The organism is Mesorhizobium sp. DCY119, from assembly GCF_003590645.1.
Classification (GTDB): domain Bacteria; phylum Pseudomonadota; class Alphaproteobacteria; order Rhizobiales; family Rhizobiaceae; genus Mesorhizobium_M.
Genome location: NZ_CP031834.1, coordinates 1,413,204 through 1,438,667, shown reverse-complemented (window position 1 = coordinate 1,438,667; position 25,464 = coordinate 1,413,204). Strand labels below are relative to the sequence as shown.

At 63.7% G+C, this 25,464-nt stretch carries 22 protein-coding genes; 8 read left to right on the top strand and 14 right to left on the bottom strand.

The window, feature by feature from the left end; all coding sequences use genetic code 11:
- Positions 1 to 208: 208 nt before the first annotated feature.
- The 3 genes from DZG07_RS06940 to DZG07_RS06930 all read right to left on the bottom strand — a co-directional run bounded on the left by DZG07_RS06940 (position 209) and on the right by DZG07_RS06930 (position 4,110).
- A complete protein-coding gene (locus tag DZG07_RS06940) occupies positions 209 to 1,579 on the bottom strand; it encodes a glutamine synthetase family protein (RefSeq protein WP_119815443.1) in 1,371 nt (456 codons plus the stop codon).
- A 100-nt stretch (positions 1,580 to 1,679) separates the two neighbouring features.
- Positions 1,680 to 3,239 (bottom strand): amino acid permease, encoded by a 1,560-nt coding sequence (locus DZG07_RS06935; protein ID WP_091915328.1) that lies wholly within the window; start codon positions 3,237 to 3,239, stop codon positions 1,680 to 1,682.
- A gap of 37 nt (positions 3,240 to 3,276) precedes the next feature.
- Positions 3,277 to 4,110: an N-formylglutamate amidohydrolase gene (locus DZG07_RS06930; RefSeq protein ID WP_119815440.1), complete on the bottom strand. Its 834-nt coding sequence runs from the start codon at positions 4,108 to 4,110 to the stop codon at positions 3,277 to 3,279.
- Positions 4,111 to 4,295: 185 nt separating this feature from the next.
- Here DZG07_RS06930 and DZG07_RS06925 point away from each other — a divergent pair, with 185 nt between their 5' ends.
- The 3 genes from DZG07_RS06925 to DZG07_RS06915 all read left to right on the top strand — a co-directional run bounded on the left by DZG07_RS06925 (position 4,296) and on the right by DZG07_RS06915 (position 9,656).
- Complete coding sequence (locus tag DZG07_RS06925; RefSeq protein WP_091915330.1) at positions 4,296 to 5,123, top strand: MurR/RpiR family transcriptional regulator; 828 nt, start codon at positions 4,296 to 4,298, stop codon at positions 5,121 to 5,123.
- Positions 5,124 to 5,333: 210 nt separating this feature from the next.
- Complete coding sequence (locus tag DZG07_RS06920) at positions 5,334 to 6,500, top strand: efflux RND transporter periplasmic adaptor subunit (RefSeq protein ID WP_091915331.1); 1,167 nt, start codon at positions 5,334 to 5,336, stop codon at positions 6,498 to 6,500.
- 54 nt (positions 6,501 to 6,554) lie between these two features.
- Positions 6,555 to 9,656: an efflux RND transporter permease subunit gene (locus DZG07_RS06915; protein WP_119821472.1), complete on the top strand. Its 3,102-nt coding sequence runs from the start codon at positions 6,555 to 6,557 to the stop codon at positions 9,654 to 9,656.
- Positions 9,657 to 9,819: 163 nt separating this feature from the next.
- On the opposite strand, the gene DZG07_RS06910 is transcribed toward DZG07_RS06915, so the two are convergent.
- The 5 genes from DZG07_RS06910 to DZG07_RS06895 form a co-directional block, all read right to left on the bottom strand.
- Positions 9,820 to 10,500 (bottom strand): zinc-binding dehydrogenase, encoded by a 681-nt coding sequence (locus DZG07_RS06910; RefSeq protein ID WP_245429598.1) that lies wholly within the window; start codon positions 10,498 to 10,500, stop codon positions 9,820 to 9,822.
- A 21-nt stretch (positions 10,501 to 10,521) separates the two neighbouring features.
- Entirely contained in the window at positions 10,522 to 10,860 is a 339-nt protein-coding gene (locus DZG07_RS24180; protein WP_245429597.1) for an alcohol dehydrogenase catalytic domain-containing protein, read from the bottom strand.
- A 12-nt stretch (positions 10,861 to 10,872) separates the two neighbouring features.
- Positions 10,873 to 11,841 (bottom strand): NADPH:quinone oxidoreductase family protein, encoded by a 969-nt coding sequence (locus DZG07_RS06905; RefSeq protein ID WP_119815437.1) that lies wholly within the window; start codon positions 11,839 to 11,841, stop codon positions 10,873 to 10,875.
- 226 nt (positions 11,842 to 12,067) lie between these two features.
- Positions 12,068 to 13,309, bottom strand: coding sequence for an acyl-CoA dehydrogenase family protein (locus DZG07_RS06900; protein ID WP_119815434.1), 1,242 nt, complete (start codon positions 13,307 to 13,309; stop codon positions 12,068 to 12,070).
- A gap of 63 nt (positions 13,310 to 13,372) precedes the next feature.
- Positions 13,373 to 14,002, bottom strand: a complete 630-nt coding sequence (locus DZG07_RS06895; RefSeq protein WP_119815431.1) for a TetR/AcrR family transcriptional regulator — start codon at positions 14,000 to 14,002, stop codon at positions 13,373 to 13,375.
- Between the two features lie 193 nt (positions 14,003 to 14,195).
- On the opposite strand from DZG07_RS06895, the gene DZG07_RS06890 reads away from it, so the two are divergent.
- From DZG07_RS06890 to DZG07_RS06870, 5 genes are all read left to right on the top strand, one after another.
- Positions 14,196 to 15,011, top strand: a complete 816-nt coding sequence (locus DZG07_RS06890) for an SDR family oxidoreductase (RefSeq protein ID WP_119815428.1) — start codon at positions 14,196 to 14,198, stop codon at positions 15,009 to 15,011.
- A 31-nt stretch (positions 15,012 to 15,042) separates the two neighbouring features.
- The gene (locus DZG07_RS06885) at positions 15,043 to 15,522 is read left to right on the top strand and encodes a MaoC family dehydratase (protein ID WP_091915559.1); all 480 of its coding nucleotides are present in this window, start codon (positions 15,043 to 15,045) and stop codon (positions 15,520 to 15,522) included.
- Positions 15,519 to 16,553: a phosphotransferase family protein gene (locus DZG07_RS06880; protein WP_119815425.1), complete on the top strand. Its 1,035-nt coding sequence runs from the start codon at positions 15,519 to 15,521 to the stop codon at positions 16,551 to 16,553. The genes DZG07_RS06885 and DZG07_RS06880 overlap by 4 nt, the downstream gene beginning before the upstream one ends.
- Positions 16,554 to 16,556: 3 nt before the next feature.
- Positions 16,557 to 17,333: an SDR family oxidoreductase gene (locus DZG07_RS06875; protein WP_119815423.1), complete on the top strand. Its 777-nt coding sequence runs from the start codon at positions 16,557 to 16,559 to the stop codon at positions 17,331 to 17,333.
- Between the two features lie 189 nt (positions 17,334 to 17,522).
- Complete coding sequence (locus tag DZG07_RS06870; RefSeq protein ID WP_119815420.1) at positions 17,523 to 19,409, top strand: MFS transporter; 1,887 nt, start codon at positions 17,523 to 17,525, stop codon at positions 19,407 to 19,409.
- Positions 19,410 to 19,477: 68 nt separating this feature from the next.
- Here DZG07_RS06870 and DZG07_RS06865 read toward each other — a convergent pair whose 3' ends face one another.
- From DZG07_RS06865 to DZG07_RS06840, 6 genes are read right to left on the bottom strand one after another with little or no spacing between them, the layout of a single operon-like run.
- Entirely contained in the window at positions 19,478 to 19,678 is a 201-nt protein-coding gene (locus DZG07_RS06865; protein WP_091915347.1) for a hypothetical protein, read from the bottom strand.
- 60 nt (positions 19,679 to 19,738) lie between these two features.
- A complete protein-coding gene (locus DZG07_RS06860) occupies positions 19,739 to 20,305 on the bottom strand; it encodes a sarcosine oxidase subunit gamma (protein ID WP_119815417.1) in 567 nt (188 codons plus the stop codon).
- A complete protein-coding gene (locus DZG07_RS06855) occupies positions 20,298 to 23,291 on the bottom strand; it encodes a sarcosine oxidase subunit alpha (RefSeq protein WP_119815414.1) in 2,994 nt (997 codons plus the stop codon). The genes DZG07_RS06860 and DZG07_RS06855 overlap by 8 nt, the downstream gene beginning before the upstream one ends.
- Positions 23,291 to 23,680, bottom strand: coding sequence for a sarcosine oxidase subunit delta (locus DZG07_RS06850; protein ID WP_119815411.1), 390 nt, complete (start codon positions 23,678 to 23,680; stop codon positions 23,291 to 23,293). The genes DZG07_RS06855 and DZG07_RS06850 overlap by 1 nt, the downstream gene beginning before the upstream one ends.
- A gap of 9 nt (positions 23,681 to 23,689) precedes the next feature.
- Positions 23,690 to 24,115, bottom strand: a complete 426-nt coding sequence (locus tag DZG07_RS06845) for a hypothetical protein (RefSeq protein ID WP_119815408.1) — start codon at positions 24,113 to 24,115, stop codon at positions 23,690 to 23,692.
- Positions 24,115 to 25,368: a sarcosine oxidase subunit beta gene (locus DZG07_RS06840; RefSeq protein ID WP_091915357.1), complete on the bottom strand. Its 1,254-nt coding sequence runs from the start codon at positions 25,366 to 25,368 to the stop codon at positions 24,115 to 24,117. The genes DZG07_RS06845 and DZG07_RS06840 overlap by 1 nt, the downstream gene beginning before the upstream one ends.
- Positions 25,369 to 25,464: the final 96 nt, after the last annotated feature.

Sequence of the window (25,464 nt, the reverse complement as noted above, 5' to 3'; positions counted from 1 at the left end):
TGTTTTGCTGCTGTTGACTAGTGCGTCCTTCGAGGCTCCCCTTCGGCAAGCTCAGGGTCGCACCTCAGGATGAGGGAGGTCTGCAACTCGCCATCAAATTCCAACATGCCTGCGTTCCAGGAATTGGGAAGCGGGACACCACCTCCCTCATCCTGAGGTGCGACCCTGAGCTTGCCGAAGGGGAGCCTCGAAGGACGCACCAAACATTCTAATACCGCTCGAACCCCCTGTGCAGTTCCCAGTCGGTTATGCGGCGGTCATATTCCATCTGCTCCCAGCGGGCGGTGTGGACGTAGTGCTCGACCACCTCTTCGCCCAGCGCCGTCTTCAGCATCTTCGATTTCGCCAGCGTCTCCGTCGCTTCGCGCAGCGTCTTCGGAATCTCGGGAAGGCGCGAGGCCTGATAGGCGTCGCCGACAAACGGCTTCTGCAGCTCCAGCTTCTCGTCGATGCCGGCAAGGCCCGCAGCAATCAGCGCGGCGAAGGCGAGATAGGGGTTGAGGTCGGCGCCGCCGATGCGGCACTCCATGCGGATGCCCTTGGTGCCCTCGCCGCACAGACGGAAGCCGGCGGTGCGGTTGTCCTCGCTCCACATGATCTTGGTCGGCGCGAATGTGCCGGCCTGGAAGCGCTTGTAGGAATTGATGTAGGGCGCCAGGAACCAGGTGAACTCCTTGGCGTATTTGAGCTGGCCGGCGGCCCATTGCTGGCCGAGCTTCGAAAGCGTCCAGTCGGCATTTTTATCGTAGAACAGCGGCGTCTTGCCGTCCTCGCTCCACAGCGAATTGTGGATGTGGCTGGAATTGCCGGCAAGCCCGTAATTGTACTTCGCCATGAAGGAGATGGACTTGCCCATGCTCTCGGCGATTTCCTTGGCACCGTTCTTCAGGATGACATGGCGGTCGGCCATTTCGAGAACTTCGGCATAGCGCACGTTGATCTCTTCCTGGCCCGGACCCCACTCGCCCTTGGAGTTTTCGATCGGGATGCCGGCAGCTTCCATCTCGTTGCGCAGCCGGCGCATCACGCCCTCTTCCTTGGTGGTGATGCCGATCAGGTAGTCGCCGATATAGGGCGAGGCGGTGTCGAGATTCTGCCAGTGCTTGGCGCGGGCAGTATCGTAGGTCTCGTTGAAGAGATAGAATTCGAGTTCGGAGGCGAAATAGGCGAGATAGCCGCGTTCCTTCAGCCGGGCGACCTGCTTGCGCAGGATGGCGCGCGGCGAATGCGGAAGATCGCCATGGGTGTGATGGTCGAGCACGTCGCACAGCACCAGTGCTGTCTTTTCCAGCCACGGCACACGGCGCAATGTCGAAAGGTCCGGCTTCATGACGAAGTCGCCATAGCCCTTCGACCAGCTGGCCGCCTTGTAGCCCGGCACCGGCTCCATATCGATGTCGTTCGCCAGCAGATAGTTGCAGCCATGCGTCTCGTCATAGGCGGATTCGACGAAGTACTTCGCCAGGAACCGCTTGCCAACGAGACGGCCCTGCATGTCGACGGAACATGCGAGAACCGTATCGATCTCGTCGCTTGCGACTGCTTTCTTCAACTGATCGAACGAGAAACTTACGGCCATTCTTTTCCTACTCCGGGTGGTGAATTCTCAGCAATGAGGGTTGGGGATATAGACGAACCGTGGCCGGCGTGACGCCGGCCACGGCAGGATGAACAATGGCTCAGCGTCCGGTTTCGCCAACCGCGCGCTCGGCGGCAGCGATCTCGGCGGCGCGCTTTGCCACCTGATCGCCGATCGGCGGGCCCTGGAACCGGCCACGCTCGAAGCCGAACCAGACGATGCCGGTGACGATCAGGAAGCCGACGGTGATGTACAGCGCCCAATCGTTCGGCGGCTGGATGCCGAGGATGAAGATCAGGATCATGGCGATGATCGACAGCACGGCGAAGAGCTTGAAAGTGCCTTCGCCGAGATTGAACGGACCCATCTTGTCCCACTTCGGCGTTCCCCATGCGAACAGCCCGAGCGTGATCGGAATGGCGAAGGAGAAGAACAGGAAGATGACCGTGCAGGCAACGACGATGGTGTAGACCGGCGTCTCGCCGATCGAGACCAGCGACGAGCCCCAGACGAACAGCACCGCAAGGACCGACCCCGTCCAGATCGCCGCCACCGGCGTGCGATAGGTCGGGCTGACCTTGGCCAGCGCCTTCGAACCGGGAAGGCCGCCGTCACGCGAGAAGGCGAAGATCATGCGCGACACCGAAGTCACCGTCGCCAGGCCGCACAGCCACTGGCTGATGAAGATGGCGAAGTAGAGGATGTCCTTGACGACGGGATGGACCTGCGTGTCCATGGCCCAGAAGAAGACGTTCCAGCCCTGCTTTGCCGCTTCGTCCATGCTTGGCAGCATGAGCACGAAGGCGCACAGCATGATGTAGCCGAACAGCGCCGACCACAGCACCGAGCCGATCATCGCCCGTGGAACCGAATGCGCCGCCTTCAGCGTTTCTTCCGAAGTGTGGGCCGAAGCGTCATAGCCGGTGATCGTGTAGATCGGCAGCAGCAGGCCGAGCAGGAACACCCAGGTCGACGAATTCGTCGGCCAGACATTGCCGCCCGCCTCGCCCGAATAGTTGGCGAAGGTGAAGAGGCGGCCGATCTCGTAGCTGTCGGCCGCAGCCAGGCAGACGAGTGCCAGCACGATCGCGGTAGCGAAGATCAGATAGCCGGAGAAGTCGGTGAGCTTGGCGGTGAGGCCGATGCCCATATGGTTCACCAGCGCCTGCAACCCGGTGATGATCGCGAGGAAGATGATCCGGGTCGTGGTCGTGTCCTCGAGCCCGAGATAGGTCGTGCCGAAGGCGCCCATGAAGAAGTAGTAGGTGCCAACATTGATGGCGCCGAGAACGGTGACAAGGCCGAGCAGGTTGAACCAGGCGGTCAGCCAGCCGGTGAACTTGTTGCCGAGGATCGAACCCCAGTGATAGAGGCCGCCGGCCGTCGGATAGGCCGAGCTGATCTGCGCCATGGCCACCGCAAAGACCAGGCTGACGAAGCAGCCGAGCGGCCAGCCGATGCCGATCGCGGCGCCGCCCGCTCCCGATGTCGCCTGGGCCAGCGAGTTGATGCCGCCGGAAAGGATGCAGATGATGGAGAAGGAAACCGCGAAGTTGGAGAACTGGCTCATTCTCCGTTCGAGTTCCTGGGCGTAGCCCATGCCGTGGAGGACCTTCATGTCCTCGCTTTTGTCATTTTCTGAGTAACCAGGCGCAGTCATGTGAAAGTTCCCCTGTTTCAGCTAGACAACTTCTTAGCTAGACGACTTTCTGATTTACCTTCTCGGCCACATGGCTTTTTCCCAGCCGTGCGGACGCCTTGGTCCCCGTCCCCGGTTCCAAGCCGGCAAAAATGCCGGCCAGGAGATCCGCCCACTTGCATTGCCCGGTTTCATCCCGGATCTCATCGTTGCGGATTTCGATCATCGCGCAGGCGAGCCCGCGCGCACGGCCATGCCGTTCCAGCGTGAAATAGACGCGGTCGGCCGGCGAATAGGGTTCGTTGACGCCGACGGTCATGCCGTCGACCGCCTTCAGCGCATCGATCATCGGCGCAGCGAGGCTGTCGTCCTCGTCGTGGATGATGCCGATATGCCAGGGCCGCGAAACGCCCTTGTAGACCGGCGTGAAGGAATGGACGGAAACGAGCCGCGTCTCCATGCCCTTCACCAGCCGCTCGGCAATAACTTCCTCGATCGTGTCGTGGAAAGGCTGCCAGGATAGCGCGATGCGCTCCTGCCGCTGTGCCTCGGTCAGGTTCTCATTCCCTGGAACCACCGTGGTCTCGCTGACCGCAGAGATAAGATCGGGCGCGTCGAGTGGCCGGTTGCAGTCGATGACGAGCCGGGAAACACAGGATTCGATCAGCGTGGCATCCAGCGCTTCGGCCATGCGGCGAATGACTGGAAGCGCGCCGGGGTCCCAGGCGATGTGGCGCGAAAGCTCGGAATCTTCGAGGCCGAGCGTGCCAAAACAAGCGGGGATGAAATTCGATGCGTGGTCGCAGACCAGCAGATAGGGGCTGGCGCCATTCCGGTTGCTGACCCGGACGGCTTCATACGCCTCCTCTGCTGCGGATCGCGCAGTCTCCATTCTCTTGCAGTCCCCTGAAAACGCCGTATCGTATGTTACGTATTTTGTTTCTTTGCGTCTCAATGAATGATTTCATACGCATTACGAGACTTTGTCAAACGGCTTTGTGCAAGCGTTTGACGGCAGGACGAAAAGCTTTGGGGACAAGCGTCTCGCCATCTGGCGGGAACGACGCGGGAGGTGACATGGCGCTGAGCATAGCCGAACTGATTTCGGATCGCATCGACACGATGCCGGCAGGCGAACGACGGGCGGCGCAGACGCTGATCGCCAATTATCCGCTGATCGGACTGAAGACGGTAGCCGACTTTTCGCAGCAGGCGGGTGTCAGTTCGCCAACCATCCTGCGCTTCGTCTCGCGCCTCGGCTTCCAGAATTATCCTGAGTTCCAGGCCACGCTTCAGGACGAACTCGCAGCCCAGCTTCAATCGCCACTCACCCGGACCGTGGCGCGTCCGACACCCGAGAGCGGCAAGACCTCGCCGGTGCTGGAAGCCACGCTGGAGAATATCCGCGAAACCTTCCGGCATGTCTCCGACAAGCAGATAGTCGACATCGTCGCCCGCCTCGCCAACCCGCGCGCCAAGATCTTCCTCATCGGCGGGCGCTTCACCGATCCCATCGCGCGCTACATGGCGGCCCATCTCACCATCGTACGTCCGAACGTGTTCCACCTGACCGGCCAGGAAAGCACATGGCGAGACCGGCTCATCGACATGGGCAAGCGCGACGTGCTGCTGGTCTTCGACATTCGCCGCTATCAGGAAAGCCTGATCCGCTTTGCCGAAAAGGCGCATGGCCGTGGCGTCGATGTCATGCTTTTCACCGACCAGTGGCTGTCGCCGATCGCCCGCGTCGCCCGCCATGTTATTGCAGGCCGCACCTCGGTGCCCTCTTCGTGGGATTCGTCGGCAGCCCTGTTCGTCGTGGCCGAAACGCTGATCGGTGAGATCACGCGCTCGATGGAAAAGGAGAGCGCAAGGCGCATCCGTGAAATGGAAGACCTGAGATAGCCGGCATTGCCGCAATATTGTGCAGCGCATCCGAATGATTACCGATATTTAAGGTGCCAAGGCGTCTGCGAATTGACATAAAGGCGCGATACTGACTTTCCGGCGCTTTGCGCCTAGAATATGCGCCCATTTCGCTGTCTCGGGGACGGTGGAGAGCCGGGCAGATACGAAATCAAGTGGCGATACACCGCCCCGACGCCCGGAGTGCCGATGGCCGCCTGGAAACAGATCGTTTTTACCCTGGTCATCCTTGTGGTGGCCGCTGCCGCTTGGGCTCGTTTTTATCCCGGCGCACCCGAGATTCTGGCGCGCTGGGGCATCGACTGGGCCTATGGCGCGACAGCCAAGACCGAAGGCACCGCCGCAGCCGGCGGCAATCGGCAGGGCGGGCGCGGCCAGCAGACGGCGGTCATCACCGCGCCTGTCACCTCAGCAACGATCAATGACCGGCTCCAGGCAATCGGCACCGGGCGTGCCAACGCATCTGTTGCGATCAATCCCTATTCTTCCGGCCGCCTTACCGAACTGACGGTAACGCCCGGAAGCAAGGTCGAAGCCGGAGCCGTGATCGCCCGGCTCGATTCGGACGGCGAGAAGATCGCGCTCGACCGCGCGAAGGTTGCCGTGGCCGACGCACAGTCCAAGGCCGACCGCGCCAAGACGCTGCGCGGCACCAATACCGTTACCGCGGTTCAGGTCTCCGATGCACAGCTTGCGCTCGACAACGCACAGCTGGCGCTGCAGGAAGCCCAGCTGGCGCTTGAGCGCCGCGCCATCGTCGCGCCGATTTCCGGCTTCGTCGGCATCCTGCCGATCGAGGCCGGCAACTACGTCACGACGACGACCACCGTCGCCACGATCGACGACCGCTCTTCGATCATCATCGACTTCTGGGTGCCCGAACGCTTCACCACCGCCGTTGCAGTGGGCCAGCCGCTGACGGCAACGCCCATCGCCATGCCGGGCCAGACATTCAAGGGAACGGTCAGCGCGGTGGACAACCGCCTGGAAGAGGCTAGCCGCACGCTGCTGGTGCGCGCGAAAATCGAGAATGTCGGCGACAAGCTGCGCGCCGGCATGTCGTTCCAGGTCGCCATGGGCTTTCCCGGCGATACCTATCCTTCCGTCGACCCGCTGGCGATCCAATGGGGCACCGATGGTGCCTTCGTCTGGGCGATCCAGAGCGGCAAGGCCAAGCGTACCCCTGTCCGCATCATCCAGCGCAACAGCGAGAGCGTCCTCATCGACGCTCCGATCATGGCCGGCGATATCGTCGTCACCGAGGGCGTTCATGCCGTGCGCGAAGGCGCCGACGTGCTGATTGCCGGTGCAGAGCCGAGAACCGCGACACCGGCCCCTGCCGGCAGCGGCTCATAAGCGGCGCGGGGGGCGGGCATAGTGGAAACGCATAACGGCGGCAGCGAAAAGGGCATGACGGCGCTTTTCGTGCGCCGCCCGATCATGGCCTTCGTCATCAACACGCTGATCGTGGTCGCGGGGCTTGCCGCCTTCTTCGGCGTCGAAGTGCGCGAGCTGCCCGACGTCGACCGGCCCGTCATTACCATCACCGCCGACTATTCGGGCGCTGCCGCCGAAACCATCGACCGCGAGCTGACGACCATATTGGAGGGCGCGGTCTCGCGCGTTTCCGGCGTCAAGTCGATCTCGTCGAGCTCGTCCTACGGACGCAGCCGTGTCACCGTGGAATTCGCTGACGGCGTCAATCTCGATGTGGCCGCAGCCGACATGCGCGACGCGGTCGCCCGCGTCACCAACCAGCTGCCCGATGACGCCGACCCGCCCCGCATCGTCAAGGCGGACGCCAATTCCGACGCCGTGCTGCGCCTGGCGGTGACCTCGGACCGCATGTCCGTCGAGGACATGACCATCTTCATCGATGACCAGATCATCGACACGCTGTCGGCGGTGCCGGGCGTCGCCGACGTCCAGATTTTCGGCGACCGCGACAAGATCTTTCGCATCGATATCGACCAGACCAAGCTTTCCAGCCTTGGAATGACCGTCGCCGACATCAGCAATGCCCTGTCGACCGTTTCGCTCGACACGCCGGCCGGCGCGCTGACCAGCAAAGACCAGAACATCATCGTGCGCGCGACCGCTTCGGTGACCACCCCGGAAGCCTTTGAGAGCATCGTCATAAAGGGCCGCACCCGCATCGGCGATGTCGCCACCGTGACGATCGGACCCGACATCGGCCAGTCGTCGCTGCGCTCCAACGGCCAGCCAGGCATCGGCCTCGGCATCATCCGGCAGGCGCAGTCCAACACGCTGGACATTTCCACCGGCGTGCACGCCGCCGTCGACAAGATACAGGCGACGCTGCCCGAAGGCATGAACATACGCGTGACCAGCGACGATGCCGTCTTCGTCAATGGCGCCGTCCACGAGGTCGAGATCGCGCTGGTGCTGTCGGTGTCGATCGTGCTCCTGATCATCTATCTGTTCCTGCTCGACTGGCGCGCCACGCTCATCCCCGGCCTTGCCATGCCGGTGGCGCTGATCGGCACGATCGCGGCGATCTATCTCGCCGGCTTCTCCATCAACATCCTGACGCTGCTGGCGCTGGTGCTGGCGACCGGCCTTGTCGTCGACGATGCCATCGTCGTGCTCGAAAACATCGTGCGCCGCCGCAACGAGGGCATGGGCCCGCGCGCGGCAGCCGTGCTCGGCACGCAGGAAGTGTTCTTCGCCGTCGTCGCGACGACCGCTACGCTCGCCGCAGTGTTCATCCCGCTCTCGTTCCTGCCCGGCCAGACCGGCGGCCTGTTCCGCGAATTCGGCTTCGTGCTGGCCATGGCGGTGCTGCTGTCGTCCATCGTCGCGCTGTCGCTGTGCCCGATGCTCGCCTCGCGCATGCTGAAGGCGGGCGGCTCGGAAGCGGACCACGCACATCACGGCATCATGGGACGCATCGGCACGTTCCTCGCCGCCCTCTACCGCCGCTGCCTGCATGCCTGCCTCGACGCGCCGGCCATCGTCATCATCGTTTCGGTCCTGTTCGCCGCCGCCGCCTATGGCGCATTCGGCCTGATCCGCCAGGAACTGACGCCGAACGAGGACCGCTCGCTGGCGCTGCTGCGGGTTACCGCGCCGCAGGGCGTGAGCCTGGAATACACCACCCAGCAGATGCGCCGCATCGAGCAGCTGATCCAGCCGCTGCGCGATTCCGGCGAGATCGAGAACACCTTCGCCAATGTCGGCCAGGGCGGCTCGGTCAACAGCGGCTTCATGGTCATGTCGCTTGCGCCCTGGGACAAGCGCACGCGCTCGCAGCAGGAGATCATGGCCGACATCAGCAAGGCGGTCGCCAATGTTCCCGGCGTACGTGCCTTCCCGGTTTCGCCCAACAGCCTCGGCATTCGCGGCGCCGGCAACGGCCTGCAATTCGCCATCGTCGGCTCCAACAGCTATGCCGATCTCGGCGTGGCGGCCAACAAGGTCGTCACCGAGATGGAGAAGGACCCGCGCTTCCAGCAGCCGCGCCTGTCCAACGATGCGACCCAGCCGCAGCTTGCCGTCGAGATCGACCGCGAACGCGCCTCGGACCTCGGCATCGACATAACCGGGCTGGCCAACGCCGTGCAGGCGATGCTGGACGGGCGTGAGGTGGACGAGGTCTTCATCAACGACCGCGCCTACAAGGTGAAGCTCGTTTCGACGACCAATCCGATCAACGACCCGACCGACCTCGAAAACATCTTCATGAAGACCACGGACGGCCGCTTCGTGCCGATGGCGACGATCGCCACGCTGACCGAACGCGCCGTGCCGCCGTCGCTGACGCGCGAGCAGCAATTGCGCTCGGTCGCGGTCACCGCGAACCTGCGCAGCGACTTCGCACTTGGCGATGCGCTGAAGGCCGCCCAGGAAATCGCCGGCCCGCTGCTGCCGCCAGGCGCGCGCATCATCCCGCTCGCCGAAGCTGCCACGCTCGGCGAAAGCAGCGGCAGCATGCTGACCATCTTCGGCTTCGCGCTGGTCATCATCCTGCTGGTTCTGGCGGCCCAGTTCGAAAGCTTCGTCAGCGCCGTCATCATCATGGCGACGGTGCCGCTCGGGCTTGCCTGCGCGGTGTTCGCGCTGCTTTTGACCGGCACCAGCCTCAACGCCTACAGCCAGATCGGGCTGGTGATGCTCGTCGGCATCATGGCCAAGAACGGCATCCTCATCGTCGAGTTCGCCAACCAGCTGCGCGACCGCGGCATGGGCGTGCGCCAAGCGATCGAGGAGGCCTCCAACATCCGCCTGCGCCCGGTGATGATGACCATGATCTGTACCGTGCTTGGCGGCCTGCCGCTGGTGCTGGCCTCAGGCGCCGGCGCCGAAGCGCGCATCGCGCTCGGCTGGGTCATCGTCGGCGGGCTGGGACTGGCAACGGCCTCGACGCTGTTCCTGACACCCGTCGCCTATCTGCTGCTCGGCCGCTGGGTCACGCCCAAGGTCGAGGAAGAAGCGCGGCTCAAGCGCGAGCTGGAAGAAGCGGCTTACACGAATGTGGAGCCGGCGGAGTAGGACTGCTTTCTTCTCCCCGTTCACGGGGAGAAGATGCCGGCAGGCAGATGAGGGGCGGTGCGACGGCTCGCGATTGCAACTCACCTTCACTGTAAGAGCTGCCCCTCATCCGGCCCTTCGGGCCACCTTCTCCCCGTAAACGGGGAGAAGGAATAGCAGCCCCTCAAGGCTTGATAAAAACCTTCCCGTTCGGCTTGGCGAGTTCCGCCGGTACCCGCGCCATCGCTTCCGAGAGCGGCACCACCGCCGTCACGTCGGTCGCCCAGCGCCCGTCCGAAAAGCGCTTCTGCGCTTCCATCACCGCGCGGCCCTTGCGCTCGATGGGCGTGTCGCGCATCCACTCGACCAGCCAGAAGCCTTCGATCTTCTTGTCCATGAAGATGAGCTGGCCGGGCTGGACGATCGGCGTGGTGGAAAGGTCCATCCTGCCATAGACGATCCAGCGCGCGCCCTTGGGCATGGCATCGAAGATCGCCCCCGCAAGCGGGCCGGTGACGGCATCGAGGAAGATGCGCGGCTGCTCAGTCTTCATCACCTCTTTCAAGGCACTGGCGAAATCCGGCGCTTCGGCATTGAGCACATGCGCGGCTCCCGCCTCCTTCAGCAGCGGGATCTGGTCGTCGCGCCGGACGATGGCGATGGGGCGATAGCCTTCGTCCCGGGCTACGCCCATGATCAGCTTTGACAGCTGGCTGGCGCCGGCGGTCAGCACGAAAGCCTTCTCGCCCGCTTCCCGAATGATGTCGAACATGGCCAGAGCAGTCAGCGGGTTGACGATCATGGCGGCGGCATCCTCGTCGCGCACGCTGTCGATCAGCGGGATGCAGGCTGAGGCTTCGGCCATCGCATATTCGGCCCAGGCGCCCTAATTGGTGTAGCCGGTGGCGAAGGCGACGCGCTTTCCGAGCATATTCTGCGCGGCCGGATCGTCGCCGGCAGCCGCGACGATGCCGACACCCTCGAAACCGGCAGGCTGGCCGACGAAACGCGGCTGGCCGTACTGACCCTTGATGAACATCACGTCGGACGGGTTGATCGAGGCGAGGCTGACCTTGATCAGAACCTGCTTCGGCTTCGGCGAAGGCACGGCGATGCGGCCGGGCACGACATAAGGCTCCATCGCCTCCAGAACGCTTCCCGAGGGCGTCTTGGTGTAGCCGTCATTGGTCAGAAGCAGTGCGTTCATCTCGGATGGGAGTGCCATGGAAAACTCCGTTCACGGCTTGAGGATAAGCTTGCCGGACGCGCCGCGCCCGATCACGCGCTTCAGTATCTTTGCCGCGTCGGCAAGCGGATAGGTGCCTTCGATGACGGGCTTGACCTTGCCGGCGCGATACCAGCCGAGCAGCTCGCTCATGTTCTCGGCATAGGCCTGCGGTTCCTTGGCAGTGAAAGCGCCCCAGAACACGCCGACCACCGAAAACCCTTTGACCAGCGCCAGATTGACCGGGAATTTCGGGATCGTGCCCGAGGCAAAGCCGATGACCAGCAGTCGCCCGCCCCAGCCCATCGAACGCGACAGCGCATCGAAGGCTTCACCGCCGACCGGGTCGAAGGCGACATCGACGCCCTTGCCGCCGGTCGCTTCCTTCAGGCGATCCTTGAGGTCTTCATAGCCGAGCACGATATCCGCGCCGGCCTGCTTCGCGATCTGGCGCTTCTCCTCGGTCGACGCCACACCGATGACGGTCGCGCCCATCGCCTTGCCGATCTGGATCGCCGCGATGCCGGTCAGGCCCGACGCGCCGAGCACGCAGAGCGTTTCGCCGGGTTTTATCTGCGCGCGCTGCTTCAGGGCGTAGTGCGAAGTGCCGTAACCGCAGATCAGCGCGCAGGCGTGGCCGGCATCCATACCGTCCGGCAGCTTCATCGCTGCCGGCTCAGGCACCGCGACCCGTTCGGCATAGCTGCCATGGGTGGAAAGTGCCGCAGCCCGGTCACCAACCTTCAGCGACTTCACATCCGGCCCGACGGCAACAACCTTGCCCGCCACCTCCATGCCCGGCACGAAGGGCAGCTCCGGCTTCATCTGGTAGAGGCCCTGCACCAGCAAACCGTCAGGAAAATTGACGCCGATGGCCTCCGCCTCGATGACGACCTGATTGCCCTTGGCTTCCGGCTCCGGCCAGTCCGCATAGACGATCTGGTCGATCGAGCCGTAATTGTTGACGACGATTGCCTTCATGCCACGCACCTCGGTTCAAAGGACAGGCAATCCCTGACCCGAGCCTCTTCTCGTTGTGGCAGGACTATTTCGTATGAAGACGACGCACGTTGCGGCGGCTCGATACCCCCACCCCTAACCCCTCCCCACAAGGGGGAGGGAATTGGATAGGCCGGCACAATATTCCCCTCCCCCTTGTGGGGAGGGGTTAGGGGTGGGGGTACTGACGGCAGCCAAGGCATGATCGCTAAACCTTTTCCTGCGTGTATTTTCTAAGCTCGTTGCGGGCGATCTGGCGGCGGTGCACGGCGTCCGGCCCGTCGACGAGCCGCAACGTCCTGAGATGGGTCCAGATGCGCGCCAGTTCGGTGTCCTGGCTAATCCCCTTCGCACCGAACATCTGCACTGCCTCGTCTGCCACCTTGAGCGCGATACGCGGTGCCGCGACCTTGATCTGGCTGATCCAGGGAGCCGCCGCGCGTGCATCACCCTGGTCGATCATCCAGGCAGCCTTGAGGCAGAGCAGCCGCGCCATCTCGATCTCCATGCGGGCTTCGGCGATGATGTCGAAATTGGCGCCGAGTTCGGCCAACTTCTTGCCGAAGGCCTCGCGCCGCAAGGCGCGCGTGCACATCAGTTCCAGCGCCCGCTCGGCCTGGCCGATGGCGCGCATGCAGTGGTGGATGCGCCCGCCGCCGAGCCGCCCTTGAGCGATCTCGAAACCCCTGCCCTCGCCGAGGATGAGATTGGATGCCGGCACACGGACATTGGTGAAGCGGATGTGGAAATGGCCGTGCGGGGCGTCGTCCTCGCCATACACCTGCATCGCCCGCAGCTTCTCGACGCCCTCGGTGCCGGCCGGCACCAAGATCATCGAATGCCGCTTGTGCTTCGGCGCGTCATCGCCGCCGGTCTTGACCATGACGATGTAGATCTTGCAGCGCGGATCGCCGGAGCCCGAAGCCCACCATTTCTCGCCGTTCAGAACATAGTCATCGCCGTCGCGCTCGCAGCGCAGGGAGATATTGGTGGCATCCGACGAGGCGACATCCGGCTCGGTCATCAGATAGGCCGAGCGGATTTTTCCTTCCAGCAGCGGCCCCAGCCAGCGCTCCTTGTGCTCGGCCGAGCCATAGCGCTCCAGCACTTCCATATTGCCGGTGTCGGGCGCCGAGCAGTTGAAGGTTTCGGCGCCCAGATGCGCCTTGCCCATTTCCTCGGCGAGATAGGCATATTCGACCGTCGAAAGCCCGTAGCCGCGGTCGGAATTGGTCAGCCAGAAATTCCACAAGCCGCGCTCGCGCGCCTTGGCCTTCAACCCTTCGAGAATTTCGGTCTGGCGCGGCGTGTAGGCCCAGCGGTCGCCGCCCTTGCCGATCTCGGCCAGGAATTCAGCGTCGAGCGGCGCGATCTCCTCGCGCACCATGCGGGCGACGCGCTCATGGATCGGCTTCAGCCGTTCCGTCATGCCCAGGGCCATATCCGACATTGAATTTCTTCCTCCAACTTCTGCTTGAACACGATCATTTTCAAAGCCGGCAACGGCCCGGGATCAGGAAACGCCGAGCCCCCTGGCCGCGCAGGTGACGATCTGCCCCACGAGACGGTCGATATCGCCCTCGGTTTCGTCGGGGCGCGGCGAATACCAGAAGATAGGCGAGTTGAGTGTCATGAACATGAGCTCGGCGGCGATGCCGAGATTCTCGAAATCCATCGCGCCGGCATCGCGCGCCTCTTCGAGGGTCTTGCGAAAGATCAGCCCGTATTCGGTGCGGTATTGCAGAAGCCGGGCAAAGACCTCGCGCTGTTCCGGCGTGGTCGCGCCGCGCAGATGCAGTTCCACGCCCTCCCACACCACGCGCTGGAACGGCTTGGTGCGGATCATCTGACCGGTGTGGATGGTGGCGAGATGATGCCAGCGCGTGACCGCCGGAATGTCCTTCTCGCGATAGGGTTCGATCGCCGCGTAGTTCATGTCCATGCCTGTGCGAAACACCTCTGCGAACAGATCGGCCTTGGATGGAAAGTGATGGTAGACGCGGCCCTTGGTCGAGCCGAGGCTGCGCGCGACATCGTCGATCGAACTCGCGTGATAGCCGCGCTCCATGAAGCACTGTGCTGCTGCGCGCAGGATGTCGAAGCGGGAATCGTCCGGCATGGTCCTTGCGGCGCTTTCTGACATCCGTTTGTCATCCTGGTGATATCGCGGCGGTCTATCTCCCGCAGCAAGGCACGGTCTTTACGAGCGCTGAAAATATGAACATACTACTCGGTATGTTGTCAACGCGGCAAAGCCAGAGCATCGGACCGAAAAGTGATTACCGGTTTTCGGAATATTCCGATGCTCATTCAAAGTGCCGCAGCTTGGAGGAGCGATGTCCTATCTGGAGGAGCTGTTTTCGGTGACCGGCAAGACCGCGCTGGTGACAGGTGCGGCGACCGGCATCGGCCGCATGGCCGCCACCGCACTGGCACAGGCCGGAGCGCATGTGCTGATCGCCTCGCGCAAGGGCGAGGAATGCGCGCGCGTCGCAGCTGAGATCAATGCGCTGGGCGGACCGGGCAAGGCCGAGGGCTTTGCCGGGGACGTCAGCACCGAGGCCGGCATACTGGCGCTGGCCGGCGCGGTGAAAGAGCGGACCGAACGGCTGAACATCCTGATCAACAATGCCGGCATTTCCTGGGGCGAGCCGTTCGAGACCTTCCCCTATGCCGCCTGGGCCAAGGTGATGAATGTCAACGTCACCGCCATCTTCCACCTGACCCGCGAACTGCTGCCGCTGCTCGATGCGGCGGCAACCGACGAGGACCCGGCCCGCGTCATCAATCTCGGTTCGATCATGGGCACGCAGCCCTTCGCCGACAACGCCTATTCCTACACGGCGTCGAAGGCCGCGGTTCATCACCTGACCCGCACGCTGGCGATCGAATTCGCCGGGCGGCGCATCACCGTCAATGCCTTTGCGCCCGGCCCCTTCCAGAGCAAGATGATGGCCTTTGCCGTCGGCACCGACGAGAAGGCAAAGAAGCTCGGCGCCAACATTCCCCTTGGGCGGATCGGCGCGCCCGATGACATTGCGGGCGCGACGCTGTATCTGTGCAGCCGCGCCGGCCGCTATGTCACCGGCGCCATAATGCCCATCGACGGCGGCCAGTCGGTCCAGCACGGTCTGCCGCCCTTTACCGAATGACGAAAAGGCGAACCGCTTGACAACTTCCAGCCTGAAACCCGTGAGCCTCGAACAGCTTCTGTCCGGCGTTGGCAAGGAGGTCGGGGTCTCGCCCTGGCGCACGGTCACGCAGACCATGATCGACCAGTTCGCCGACGCCACCGACGACCACCAGTTCATCCATTGCGACCCGGAACGCGCGGTGCGCGAGACGCCCTTCGGCGGCACGATTGCCCATGGCTTCCTGACGCTGTCGCTACTGTCGGCCATGACCTACGAAACCATCCCGCCGCTGGAAGGCGGCGACATGGGCATCAACCAGGGTTTCGAAAACCTGAAATTCGTCGCCCCAGTGAAGACTGGCGCGCGCATCCGCACCCGTTTCGTCCTCGCCGACGTCAAGGCGCGGCCCTCCGGCTGGGTGCAGGTGGCGCATGACGTCACCATCGAGATCGAGGATTCGAAGAAGCCGGCGCTGACCGCGCGCTGGCTGACGCTGACCTATGTCGAGCCGGCAAAGGAAGCTGGATGAGCGATCCGAATACTCTCGATCGCGACGTGCTCGCGCCCTATCTGGAGGCCGAGGTTCCCGGGTTTTCCGGCCTCGAGACGATCGAGAAATTCAAGGCGGGACAATCGAACCCGACCTATCTGCTGACGGCCCAAAGCGGTCGCTATGTGCTGCGCGCCAAGCCGCCCGGCCAGCTATTGAAATCGGCGCATCAGGTCGACCGCGAGTACCGCGTCATGAAGGCGCTCGCCGGCACCGCCGTTCCGGTACCGAGGATGCTGCATCTGGCGCCGGAAGAATCGCCCATCGGCCGCATGTTCTATTTGATGGAGTTCATGGAGGGCCGCATCTTCTGGGACCCGGCGTTGCCGGAAGCATCCTCGAACGACGAACGCGCGGCGATCTATGATGCGATGAACGCGACGCTGGCAGCCCTGCACGATGTCGACGTGGAAGCTGCCGGCCTTGGTGACTATGGCCGCCCCGGCAATTATTTCGAGCGCCAGCTCGCGCGCTGGACCAGCCAGTATCGCGCCTCCGAAACGGGCGGCATCGCCGACATGGACCGGCTGATCGCCTGGCTGGAAACGCATATGCCGGCAGACGACGGCATCGTCTCGCTGGTTCATGGCGACTACCGGCTCGACAACATGATCTTCGCGCCGGACAGGCCGCAGGTGCTGGCCGTGCTCGACTGGGAACTGTCGACGCTCGGCCACCCCTTCGCTGACATCGCCTATCAGTGCATGCAATGGCGCCTGCCGCACCAGTCCGGCTTTCGCGGCCTCGGCGGCATCGACCGCGCAGCGCTCGGTCTGCCATCCGAGGAGGCCTATGTCGCCGCCTATTGCGAGCGGCGCGGACTGCGGGAGATTCCGCGCTGGACCTTCTTCCTCGCCTTCTCCTTCTTCCGCCTCGCAGCGATCTGCCAGGGCGTCTACAAGCGCGCGCTGGACGGCAATGCATCGAACCCGGAAAAGGCCAGGATGTATGGCGAGGCCGTTAAACTCCTGTCGCATCTGGCGGCGGAACTCATCGACAAGGACAAATAAAGCATGAGCCGTTTTGACGGGATGACCGTGTTGATAACCGGTGCGACGGGCGGTTTCGGCCGCCGTGCCGCCGAGCGTTTTGCGGCCGACGGTGCACGGCTCATCCTCTCGGACATGGATGACGATGGGTTGTCTGCCTTTGCCGAAACATTGAATGCCGAAACCGCCACGCTGGCCGGAAACATCGCCGACGAGGAGCTTTCGGAAAAGCTGGCGGCACTCGCCGTCGAACGCTTCGGGCGTCTCGACATCGCCGTCAACAATGCCGGCATCGCCCAGAGCTTCGTGCGCCTGCCGCAGGTTCCCTCCGACGAGGCGCGGCGGATCATCGAGGTCGACCTGCTCGGCGTCTTCTACGCCCTGAAGGCGCAGCTCCCGGTCATGGAGCGGCAGTTCCGCAAGACCGGCAAGGGCGGCGCCATCGTCAACATCGCTTCCGTCGCCGGTCTGGGAGGCGCGCCGAAACTCTCGGTCTATTCGGCGGCCAAGCATGGCGTCGTCGGCCTGACGCGCTCGGCGGCGGCCGAATACGCTTCCAAGGGCATTCGCGTCAACGCCGTCTGCCCCGCCTATGCGCGCACCAAGATGGTCGACGATTTCGTCAAGATCACGCGCGCCTCCGAGGCCGAAGCGATCACCGAACTGACGCGCGGCGTGCCGATGAAGCGCGTCGCCGAAGTGGACGAGGTCATCGAAGTGATCATGTTTGCCGCCGACCCGAAGAACTCCTTCATGACCGGCCACACGCTGGCGGTCGACGGCGGCATTTCCGCCATCTGAACAGACCTCTTTGATAATTCGCTCCGGCGGACATCTGACGCAGTTTCTTAGACCAAAGTCATAAAACCAAAGGCTCGATGGTCCTCATCCGGCCGGAGAGGTACCTTTCGCACCAGCCGAATTGGGTTGGCGAGCTTATGCTCGTTGCTTGGCGGCCCGTGTCGGCGGGATCTTTGGGAGGACACATCAATGGCAATGGCAGCAAGTGCGGGCTCAGCCACGCGCGTCATGACCCGTGAGGAAAAGAAGGTCATCTTCGCTTCCTCGCTCGGCACGGTTTTCGAATGGTACGATTTCTATCTCTACGGTTCGCTTGCCGCCTTCATCGGCGCGGCCTTCTTCAGCGAATATCCTGAAGCCACGCGCAACATCTTCGCGCTGCTGGCCTTCGCCGCCGGCTTCCTCGTGCGCCCCTTCGGCGCGCTCGTCTTCGGCCGCATCGGCGATCTCGTCGGCCGCAAATACACCTTCCTCGTCACCATCCTGATCATGGGCACGTCGACTTTCCTCGTCGGCCTCCTGCCCGGCTCGGCCACCATCGGCATCGCCGCCCCGATCATCCTGATCATATTGCGCATGCTGCAGGGCCTGGCGCTCGGCGGTGAATATGGCGGTGCCGCGACCTATGTCGCCGAGCACGCGCCCGACGGCCGTCGCGGCTTCTACACCTCCTGGATCCAGACGACGGCCACGCTCGGCCTGTTCCTGTCGCTGGTCATCATCCTGATCATTCAGGGCTCGATGAGCGCCGACGACTTCAAGGCCTGGGGCTGGCGCATTCCGTTCCTGATCTCGGTCGTCCTGCTCGGCATTTCGGTGTGGATTCGACTGTCACTGAACGAGTCGCCGGCTTTCCAGCGCATGAAGGACGAAGGCAAGGGCTCGAAAGCGCCGCTGTCGGAAGCCTTCGGACAGTGGAAGAACGCCAGGATCGCGCTGCTGGCCCTGTTCGGCCTCACCGCCGGCCAGGCCGTGGTGTGGTATTCGGGCCAGTTCTACACGCTGTTCTTCCTGCAGAACGTGCTCAAGGTCGATGGCGTCTCGGTCAACATCATGATCGCCATCGCGCTGGCGCTCGGCACCGGCTTCTTCGTCTTCTTCGGCTGGCTGTCGGACAAGATCGGCCGCAAGCCGATCATCATGGCCGGCCTTGCGCTCGCCATCGTCACCTACTTCCCGCTGTTCAAGGCGCTGACCTGGGCCGCAAACCCGGCACTCGCCAGCGCTCAGCAGAATGTCCGTGCGACGGTGACGGCTGCTCCGGGAGACTGCAAGTTCCAGTTCAACCCGGTCGGCACCAGAAAGCCGCTGACCTCCTGCGACGTCGCAACGGACTTCCTGGCAAAGAGCGCGGTTCCATACGACATCGTCGCGACGGCTCCCGCCGGCACGCCTGCGAGCGTGAAGATCGGCGAGGAAACCGTCGAATCCTATGACGTGGTCGCTGCCGGAGCCGATGCCGCAGCCAAGGACGGCGCGTTCAAGAAGGGCATCAACACCGCTCTTCAGGACGGCGGCTATCCGCTGGTTCGCGATCCTGCAAAGGTCGCGGATTCGAAGCTCGACGCATTGGTCGCCGCCAACCCGAAACTGGCACTTGACGCAGCCGCTATCCGCGGCGGCGAAAAGGCCATGGTTCCGGTCGACAAGGCCATCGCCGACAAGCTGATAACCGCTGAGGAAGCGGCAGGTGCGACCGAAGTGCCGGTCTACACCGTTCCCGGCGCAGGCGCCTTCAAGATGATTGCCGATCCGGCAGCCGTCAGCTGGCCAAAGGTCATCGCCATCCTGTTCGTGTTCGTCCTCTATGTGACGATGGTCTACGGGCCGATCGCGGCGATCCTGGTCGAGATGTTCCCGACCCGCATCCGCTACACCGGCATGTCGCTGCCTTACCACATCGGCAACGGCTGGTTCGGCGGCCTGCTGCCGGCAGTCGTGTTCGCCATGAGCGCGGCCAAGGGCGATATCTACTACGGCCTCTGGTATCCGATCGTGATCGCGGCGATGACACTGATCATCGGCCTGATCTTCGTGAGGGACACCAAGGACGCCAACCTCGACGCCATCAAATAAAGCGTTGAAGAACAAAACACCCGGCAGGCTGGCCGCCTGCCGGGTGTTTCTTTTCGATCTGCAAATTCTTACTTTTTTGGCTTTTTCTTCGGTCCGCCCGATATGGACGTCGATATGACGGAAATCGGATCGCTGGCCGGAAACGTGTCTTCCAGCCCCTCTTCGAGCTCTTCTTCCTTGGTCTTGTTTTCCTTGTCGCGCTGCTCGCGTTCGAGCGAGCGCACGGCCGGCGATCTCTTGGCGGCCGGTTTAGATGTCGCTTTCGACATGATGGCTTCCCTCAATCTGTATGCACGCAAAACGCCGCGTGCGATCGAAGGTTCCACCCTTCAGGCGGCAGCGTCAACAGCCGCCTGAGACAGGAATGCAAAGGCATAGTCGGAGAAGGAGCGCCAGCATTCCACCCGGAAGGCGTCTTCCCCCGTGCGCAGGATCACGACTTCGATCTTGCCCAGAACCGTGCGCGAGCAGGCACCCACCGGGAAGGCCGCAAGCGACAGATCCTGCGGACAGCCGGCATTGAGCGTGGCGGCCGCAGCCGTCCCGGTGACCGAGAAACCGACATTGCGATGCGAGACGCCGACGGCGGAATGAAGCGCCTTGACGCCGGCGCAATCGGCCAGCGGATCGCCGCCCGCCTCGTCGATGACCAGCCACTCGTCCGGCCCGAGCCAGAGTGCAGTGCGCCCACCCTTCGTAGCGGACGTTTTCGGGGCTTTGGGCAAGGCTACACCGAGCGCCTTTGACAAGGCGGCGACGGATGCATCAGGCGCACGCAGCGAAATGCGTTCGGCAGGCGCCAGTACGGCAAGCTTGACGCCGGTGGCGGAGAAATCACGCCCGGCAAGTGCTGGTGCGCGCGTGGCCGTCGCAGTTTTGACAGCAGCTTTAGCCATTGAGGCGCTCTCCCTTCTCGTCGAAGAATACGGGCGAGCAGACCTCGACCTCGATCACGCTATCCGGCATCGGCACGTGAAGCGTCTGCCCCATACGGTCGCGCCCGTCGATCACCACGGCCAGTGCGATGCCCCGGCCGCAATTCTCCGACCAGTAACTCGACGTGACATGGCCGATCATCTTCATCGGGATCGGCTGCTTCGGATCGGCGACGATCTGCGCGCCCTCCTCCAGCACCACTTTCGGGTCCTTCGCCTTCAGGCCGACAAGCTGCTTGCGGCCCTTTGCGACCAGATCGGGACGAGTCAGGCCGCGAATGCCGACGAAATCGGTCTTCTTCTTGCCGATCGCCCAGTCGAGGCCGGCATCGTTCGGCGTCACCGTGCCGTCGGTGTCCTGACCGACGATGATGTAGCCCTTTTCGGCGCGCAGCACATGCATCGCCTCGGTGCCATAAGCACAGGCGCCGTGCTTCTGGCCTTCGGCCCACAGCGCTTCCCACACCGCCTGGCCGTAGTCCGCCGGCACGTTGACCTCGAAGCCGCGATCGCCGGTGAACGACATGCGGAACAGCCGCGTCGGCACACCGCAGATCTTGCCTTCGCGCACCGACATATGCGGCAGCGCCTCGTCCGACATGTCGATGCCCTCGACCAGCGGCTCGATGATCTTTCGCGAGTTCGGTCCCTGGACGGCGATGACCGCCCACTGTTCGGAGATCGAGGTCAGCCAGACGTTGAGATGCGGGAACTCGGTCTGGAGGTAATCCTCCATGTGGTTCATGACGCGGGCCGCACCGCCGGTCGTCGTGGTGACGTGGAAGCGATCCGCCGCCAGCCTGCCGACGACGCCGTCGTCATAGATAAAACCGTCCTCGCGCAGCATGATGCCATAGCGGCAGCGGCCGGGCTCCAGTTTCTCCCATGGGTTGGTGTAGAGCAGTTCCATGAACTTGGCCGCATCCGGCCCGACCACTTCGATCTTGCCCAGCGTCGAGGCGTCGAACAGGCCGGCAGCCTTGCGCACCGTCACGCATTCGCGGTTGACCGCCGCATGCATGTCCTCGCCGGGCTTGGGGAAATACCAGGCGCGCTTCCACTGGCCGACATCCTCGAACACGGCACCATGGGCTTCCGCCCAGCCATGCATCGCCGTCTTGCGCGTCGGGTCGAACAGAACGCCGCGACCGTGATTGACGATGGAGCCGAAGGTCACCGGCGTATAGGGCGCGCGGAAGGTGGTGAGGCCGACCGAGGGAATATCCTTGTCCAGCGTCTCGGCGGCAATCGCCAGACCGTGCATGTTGGAGGTCTTGCCCTGGTCGGTCGCCATGCCGTTGGTGGTGAAGCGCTTGACGTGCTCGATCGAGCGCATGCCTTCGCGCACGGCAAGGCGGATATCCTTGGCAGTGACGTCGTTCTGGAAATCGACGAAGGCTTTCACGGTCGTGTCCGCGCCGGCCCCCGGCCCTGCACCGAGCATGCCGCCGGCCCAGCTTTCGGAAGTCTCCGCCTTCGGCTTGGTCGACTTGCCGGCCTTCGCGCCGGCATCCTTTGCAGCCTTCTCGCCGGCCGCATAGGCTTCGTCGAGGGTTGCGGAAATGCCGTCCGTGCCATTGCAGGCCCCGACGGAGACGCAATCCTGCGCGTAAGCGCCGGGCAGGAAGCGCTTGGTGGCGTCGTCGAAGGCGACCTTGCCGCGCGACTGCGAGAACAGATGCACAGACGGCGTCCAGCCCGACGACATCAGCAGCGCATCGATGGGGATGTTGCGCTCGCCGCCGCCATTCTTCGGCTGGATCGTCATCGAGGAGACACGCAGGCGTCCGCCGGTCTTGATGACGGCGCGGCCATGGTTGATCTCGATGCCGAGCGCACGCGCCTCATCGACGAGAGCGCCCGCCGGATTGTCGCGCAGATCGACGATGGCCGCGATGTTGACGCCGGCCTTCTTCAGGTCGATCGCCGCAGCGTAAGCCGTGTCGTTGGCGGTGTAGACGCCGACATTGTTGCCGACGGCGACGCCATAATGGTTGAGATAGGTACGCGCCGCCGAAGCCAGCATGACACCGGGCCGGTCGTTGTCGGCAAACACCATGTGCCGCTCGATGGCGCCGGTGGCAAGGATGACGCGCCTGGCGCGAACCTGCCAAAGCCGCTCGCGCGGCAGGTCGTGCCCAGGGCTGGCGAGATGCTCGCTGACCCGCTCGACAAGACCAACGAAATTCTGCGCGTAGTAGCCGAAGGCCGTCGTGCGCGGCAGCACGCGGACATTATCCATCGCGGCCAATTTCGCGACTGTGGCCTGCGCCCACGACCAGCCATCAGCGCCATCAACGCTCGTACCGGCCTCGAAGCGCAAGGCGCCGCCGAGTTTGGCCTGCTCGTCGCAGATGATGACGCGCGCGCCGGTCTCGGCAGCGGCAAGGGCTGCCGCAAGGCCGGCAGCACCGCCGCCCAGCACCAGCACGTCGCAATGCTCGAAGCGCGCGGAGTAATGGTCCGGGTCCGGCTGGTCGGGCGAAACGCCAAGACCGGCAGCGGCGCGGATTTTCGGCTCGTAAAGGCTCTTCCACGCAGCCTTCGGCCACATGAAGGTCTTGTAGTAGAAGCCGGCCGAAAACATCGGCGACGCCAGGTCGTTGACCGCGCCGACATCGAAGGAGAGCGACGGCCAGCGGTTCTGCGAATTGGCGCTGAGCCCGTCATAGAGCTCCTGCACCGTGGCGCGAACATTGGGCGTCCTGCGCGCCGCGTCGCGTTCGACAGACACCAGCGCGTTCGGCTCTTCCGCGCCAGCGGAGAGAAAGCCGCGCGGCCGGTGATATTTGAACGAACGGCCGACGAGATGGACGCCGTTGGCCAGAAGCGCCGAAGCCAGCGTGTCGCCGGCGAGGCCCGAATAGGACTGGCCGTCGAAGGTGAAACGCACGGTCTTTGCCGGCGTGAGGCGGCCGTGGCCGGAAATGCGGTGCGTGGCGGCCATCACGCGTCTCCCTTTTTGGCCGGCGCGCGCTTTGCCGCCGGTTTCTTCACATTGAGCTGATCCGGCGGGCGGTTGGCATAGGCTGCCGGTCCGCTCTCCTTCTTCAGCTTGGAGATGTCGGGCTTCGGCTCGCCGGCCTTGTAGGTCATGACGAACTTGTCGGTGACGGTGTCGCGCACCGCGTTGAAGAAGCGGCCGCAGCCGTGAATGTGGCGCCAGCGCTCATAGATGATGCCCTTGGGATTCGAGCGGATGAAGAAGAATTTTTCGAAATCCTCGTCGCTCACCGCCACGATGTCGGCAGCGCGTGCGATGTGGGCTTCGCCGGCGTTGCGGAATTCGAGTTCCGGACGCTCTTCTTCGCAATAGGGGCAGCGGATCAACAGCATGTCTTGTTCCTAAAGTTCGCCTTGGCGGACGTGCGTGCCCTGGGGCTGGTCGCAGAGCCGCTCTCCGAGTGCCGCGAAGGGCGCCATGCGCTTCACCAGCGTCTCGACGGAATCGACCGGCACGATGAGGTCGCGGTCGGCCATGTTGCCGAGTGTGAGTTCGAACGGGTTGACCGAGACGAACACCTTGCGCATCCGCGCAGGTTCCGCCTCGTCCTTTGCCGGCTCTTCAAGGAACATCGCCATCCTCTTGCCCGCGCTCCAGACGCAGGCGAGATAGCCGGAACTGACCGTGAAGGGCCATTCCTGTTCATTGTCGGCGCGGCTGAGCTTCTGCAACCGAACTTCGTCGGCGCCGGGAAAATGAAACAGTCCCTTCTCGCCGGCAAGAACCAGCGGCGCGACGACGGCAAGAGTGGCTGCCAGAGCCGTCATCAGTGCGCCACCGCCGCCGCTGCCGCCTCATCGATAAGCCGTCCGGTGCGGAAGCGCTCGATGGTGAAAGGCGCGTTGATCGGATGCGGCTCGTCGCGGGCGATGGTGTGGGCAAAGACGTTGCCCGAACCGGGCGTGGCCTTGAAGCCGCCCGTGCCCCAGCCGCAATTGACGTAGAGCCCCTGCACCGGCGTCTTGGCCAGGATCGGCGAGCGGTCCGGCGTCACGTCGACGATGCCGCCCCAGGAGCGCAGCATCTTCATGCGGGTGAAGATCGGGAACATCTCGCAGATGGCGTCGAGCGTGTGGTTGAGGATGTGCAGCCCGCCGGTCTGCGAATAGGAGATGTACTGGTCGGTGCCGGCGCCGATGACCAGCTCGCCCTTGTCCGACTGCGAGATATAGGCGTGCACCGTGTTGGACATGACCACGCAGGGCACCACCGGCTTGACCGGCTCCGACACCAGCGCCTGCAGCGGATAGCTCTCCAGCGGCATCCTAACGCCGGCCATGTCCATCAGCACCGATGTGTGGCCGGCGGCAACCACGCCGACCTTTTTCGCGCCGATGAAGCCGCGCGAGGTCTCGACGCCGGTAACGGCACCGTTCGGCGCGCGCTTGATGCCGGTGACCTCGCAATTCTGGATGATGTCGACGCCGCGCGCAGAAGCGGCGCGCGCATAGCCCCAGGCGACAGCGTCATGCCGCGCCGTGCCGCCGCGCCGCTGGAGCGAGGCGCCAACGACGGGATAGCGCGCCTCCTTCGAGATGTTGAGCGGCGGGCAGAATTCCTTGGCCTGTTCCGGCGACAGCCATTCATTGTCGATGCCGTTCAGCCGGTTGGCGTGAATGTGGCGCTTGAGCACCTGCACGTCGTGCACATTATGCGCCAGCATCATGACGCCGCGCGCCGAATACATGACGTTGTAGTTGAGGTCCTGGGAAAGCCCGTCCCACAGCTTCACGGCGTGGTCATAGATGCCGGCCGATTCGTCATAGAGATAGTTGGAGCGGATGATGGTGGTGTTGCGGCCGGTGTTGCCGCCACCGAGCCAGCCCTTTTCCAGCACCGCGACATTGGTGATGCCGTGTTCCTTGGCCAGATAATAGGCCGTCGCCAGCCCGTGCCCGCCCGCGCCGACGATGATGACATCGTACTCTGCCTTCGGCTCGGGCGAGGACCATTGCTCGTCCCAGCCCTTGTGGCCGCGCATGGCCTCTCGGGCGAGGGCAAAAACCGAATATTTCCGCATGGGCTCTGGCCTCGTGGATGTCGGAAGATGTCGTCTCTGAATTCAGAGCGCGAGGTGTATCACTAGCGAAAAGCGACTGCCAGCTTTGCACTGTTT

Bases quoted from the DNA above. Each gene is read 5' to 3' on its own strand.
- DZG07_RS06890 (WP_119815428.1), top strand. From the start codon at position 14,196: ATGTCCTATCTGGAGGAGCTGTTTTCGGTGACCGGCAAGACCGCGCTG.
- DZG07_RS06905 (WP_119815437.1), bottom strand. From the start codon at position 11,841: ATGAAGGCAATCGTCGTCAACAATTACGGCTCGATCGACCAGATCGTC.
- DZG07_RS06895 (WP_119815431.1), bottom strand. From the start codon at position 14,002: ATGTCAGAAAGCGCCGCAAGGACCATGCCGGACGATTCCCGCTTCGAC.
- DZG07_RS06875 (WP_119815423.1), top strand. From the start codon at position 16,557: ATGAGCCGTTTTGACGGGATGACCGTGTTGATAACCGGTGCGACGGGC.
- DZG07_RS06880 (WP_119815425.1), top strand. From the start codon at position 15,519: ATGAGCGATCCGAATACTCTCGATCGCGACGTGCTCGCGCCCTATCTG.
- DZG07_RS06840 (WP_091915357.1), bottom strand. From the start codon at position 25,368: ATGCGGAAATATTCGGTTTTTGCCCTCGCCCGAGAGGCCATGCGCGGC.
- DZG07_RS06920 (WP_091915331.1), top strand. From the start codon at position 5,334: ATGGCCGCCTGGAAACAGATCGTTTTTACCCTGGTCATCCTTGTGGTG.
- DZG07_RS06850 (WP_119815411.1), bottom strand. From the start codon at position 23,680: ATGCTGTTGATCCGCTGCCCCTATTGCGAAGAAGAGCGTCCGGAACTC.
- DZG07_RS06935 (WP_091915328.1), bottom strand. From the start codon at position 3,239: ATGACTGCGCCTGGTTACTCAGAAAATGACAAAAGCGAGGACATGAAG.
- DZG07_RS06860 (WP_119815417.1), bottom strand. From the start codon at position 20,305: ATGGCTAAAGCTGCTGTCAAAACTGCGACGGCCACGCGCGCACCAGCA.
- DZG07_RS06925 (WP_091915330.1), top strand. From the start codon at position 4,296: ATGGCGCTGAGCATAGCCGAACTGATTTCGGATCGCATCGACACGATG.
- DZG07_RS06855 (WP_119815414.1), bottom strand. From the start codon at position 23,291: ATGGCCGCCACGCACCGCATTTCCGGCCACGGCCGCCTCACGCCGGCA.
- DZG07_RS06845 (WP_119815408.1), bottom strand. From the start codon at position 24,115: ATGACGGCTCTGGCAGCCACTCTTGCCGTCGTCGCGCCGCTGGTTCTT.
- DZG07_RS24180 (WP_245429597.1), bottom strand. From the start codon at position 10,860: ATGGCACTCCCATCCGAGATGAACGCACTGCTTCTGACCAATGACGGC.
- DZG07_RS06910 (WP_245429598.1), bottom strand. From the start codon at position 10,500: ATGGCCGAAGCCTCAGCCTGCATCCCGCTGATCGACAGCGTGCGCGAC.
- DZG07_RS06915 (WP_119821472.1), top strand. From the start codon at position 6,555: ATGACGGCGCTTTTCGTGCGCCGCCCGATCATGGCCTTCGTCATCAAC.
- DZG07_RS06900 (WP_119815434.1), bottom strand. From the start codon at position 13,309: ATGTCGGATATGGCCCTGGGCATGACGGAACGGCTGAAGCCGATCCAT.
- DZG07_RS06940 (WP_119815443.1), bottom strand. From the start codon at position 1,579: ATGGCCGTAAGTTTCTCGTTCGATCAGTTGAAGAAAGCAGTCGCAAGC.
- DZG07_RS06865 (WP_091915347.1), bottom strand. From the start codon at position 19,678: ATGTCGAAAGCGACATCTAAACCGGCCGCCAAGAGATCGCCGGCCGTG.
- DZG07_RS06930 (WP_119815440.1), bottom strand. From the start codon at position 4,110: ATGGAGACTGCGCGATCCGCAGCAGAGGAGGCGTATGAAGCCGTCCGG.
- DZG07_RS06870 (WP_119815420.1), top strand. From the start codon at position 17,523: ATGGCAATGGCAGCAAGTGCGGGCTCAGCCACGCGCGTCATGACCCGT.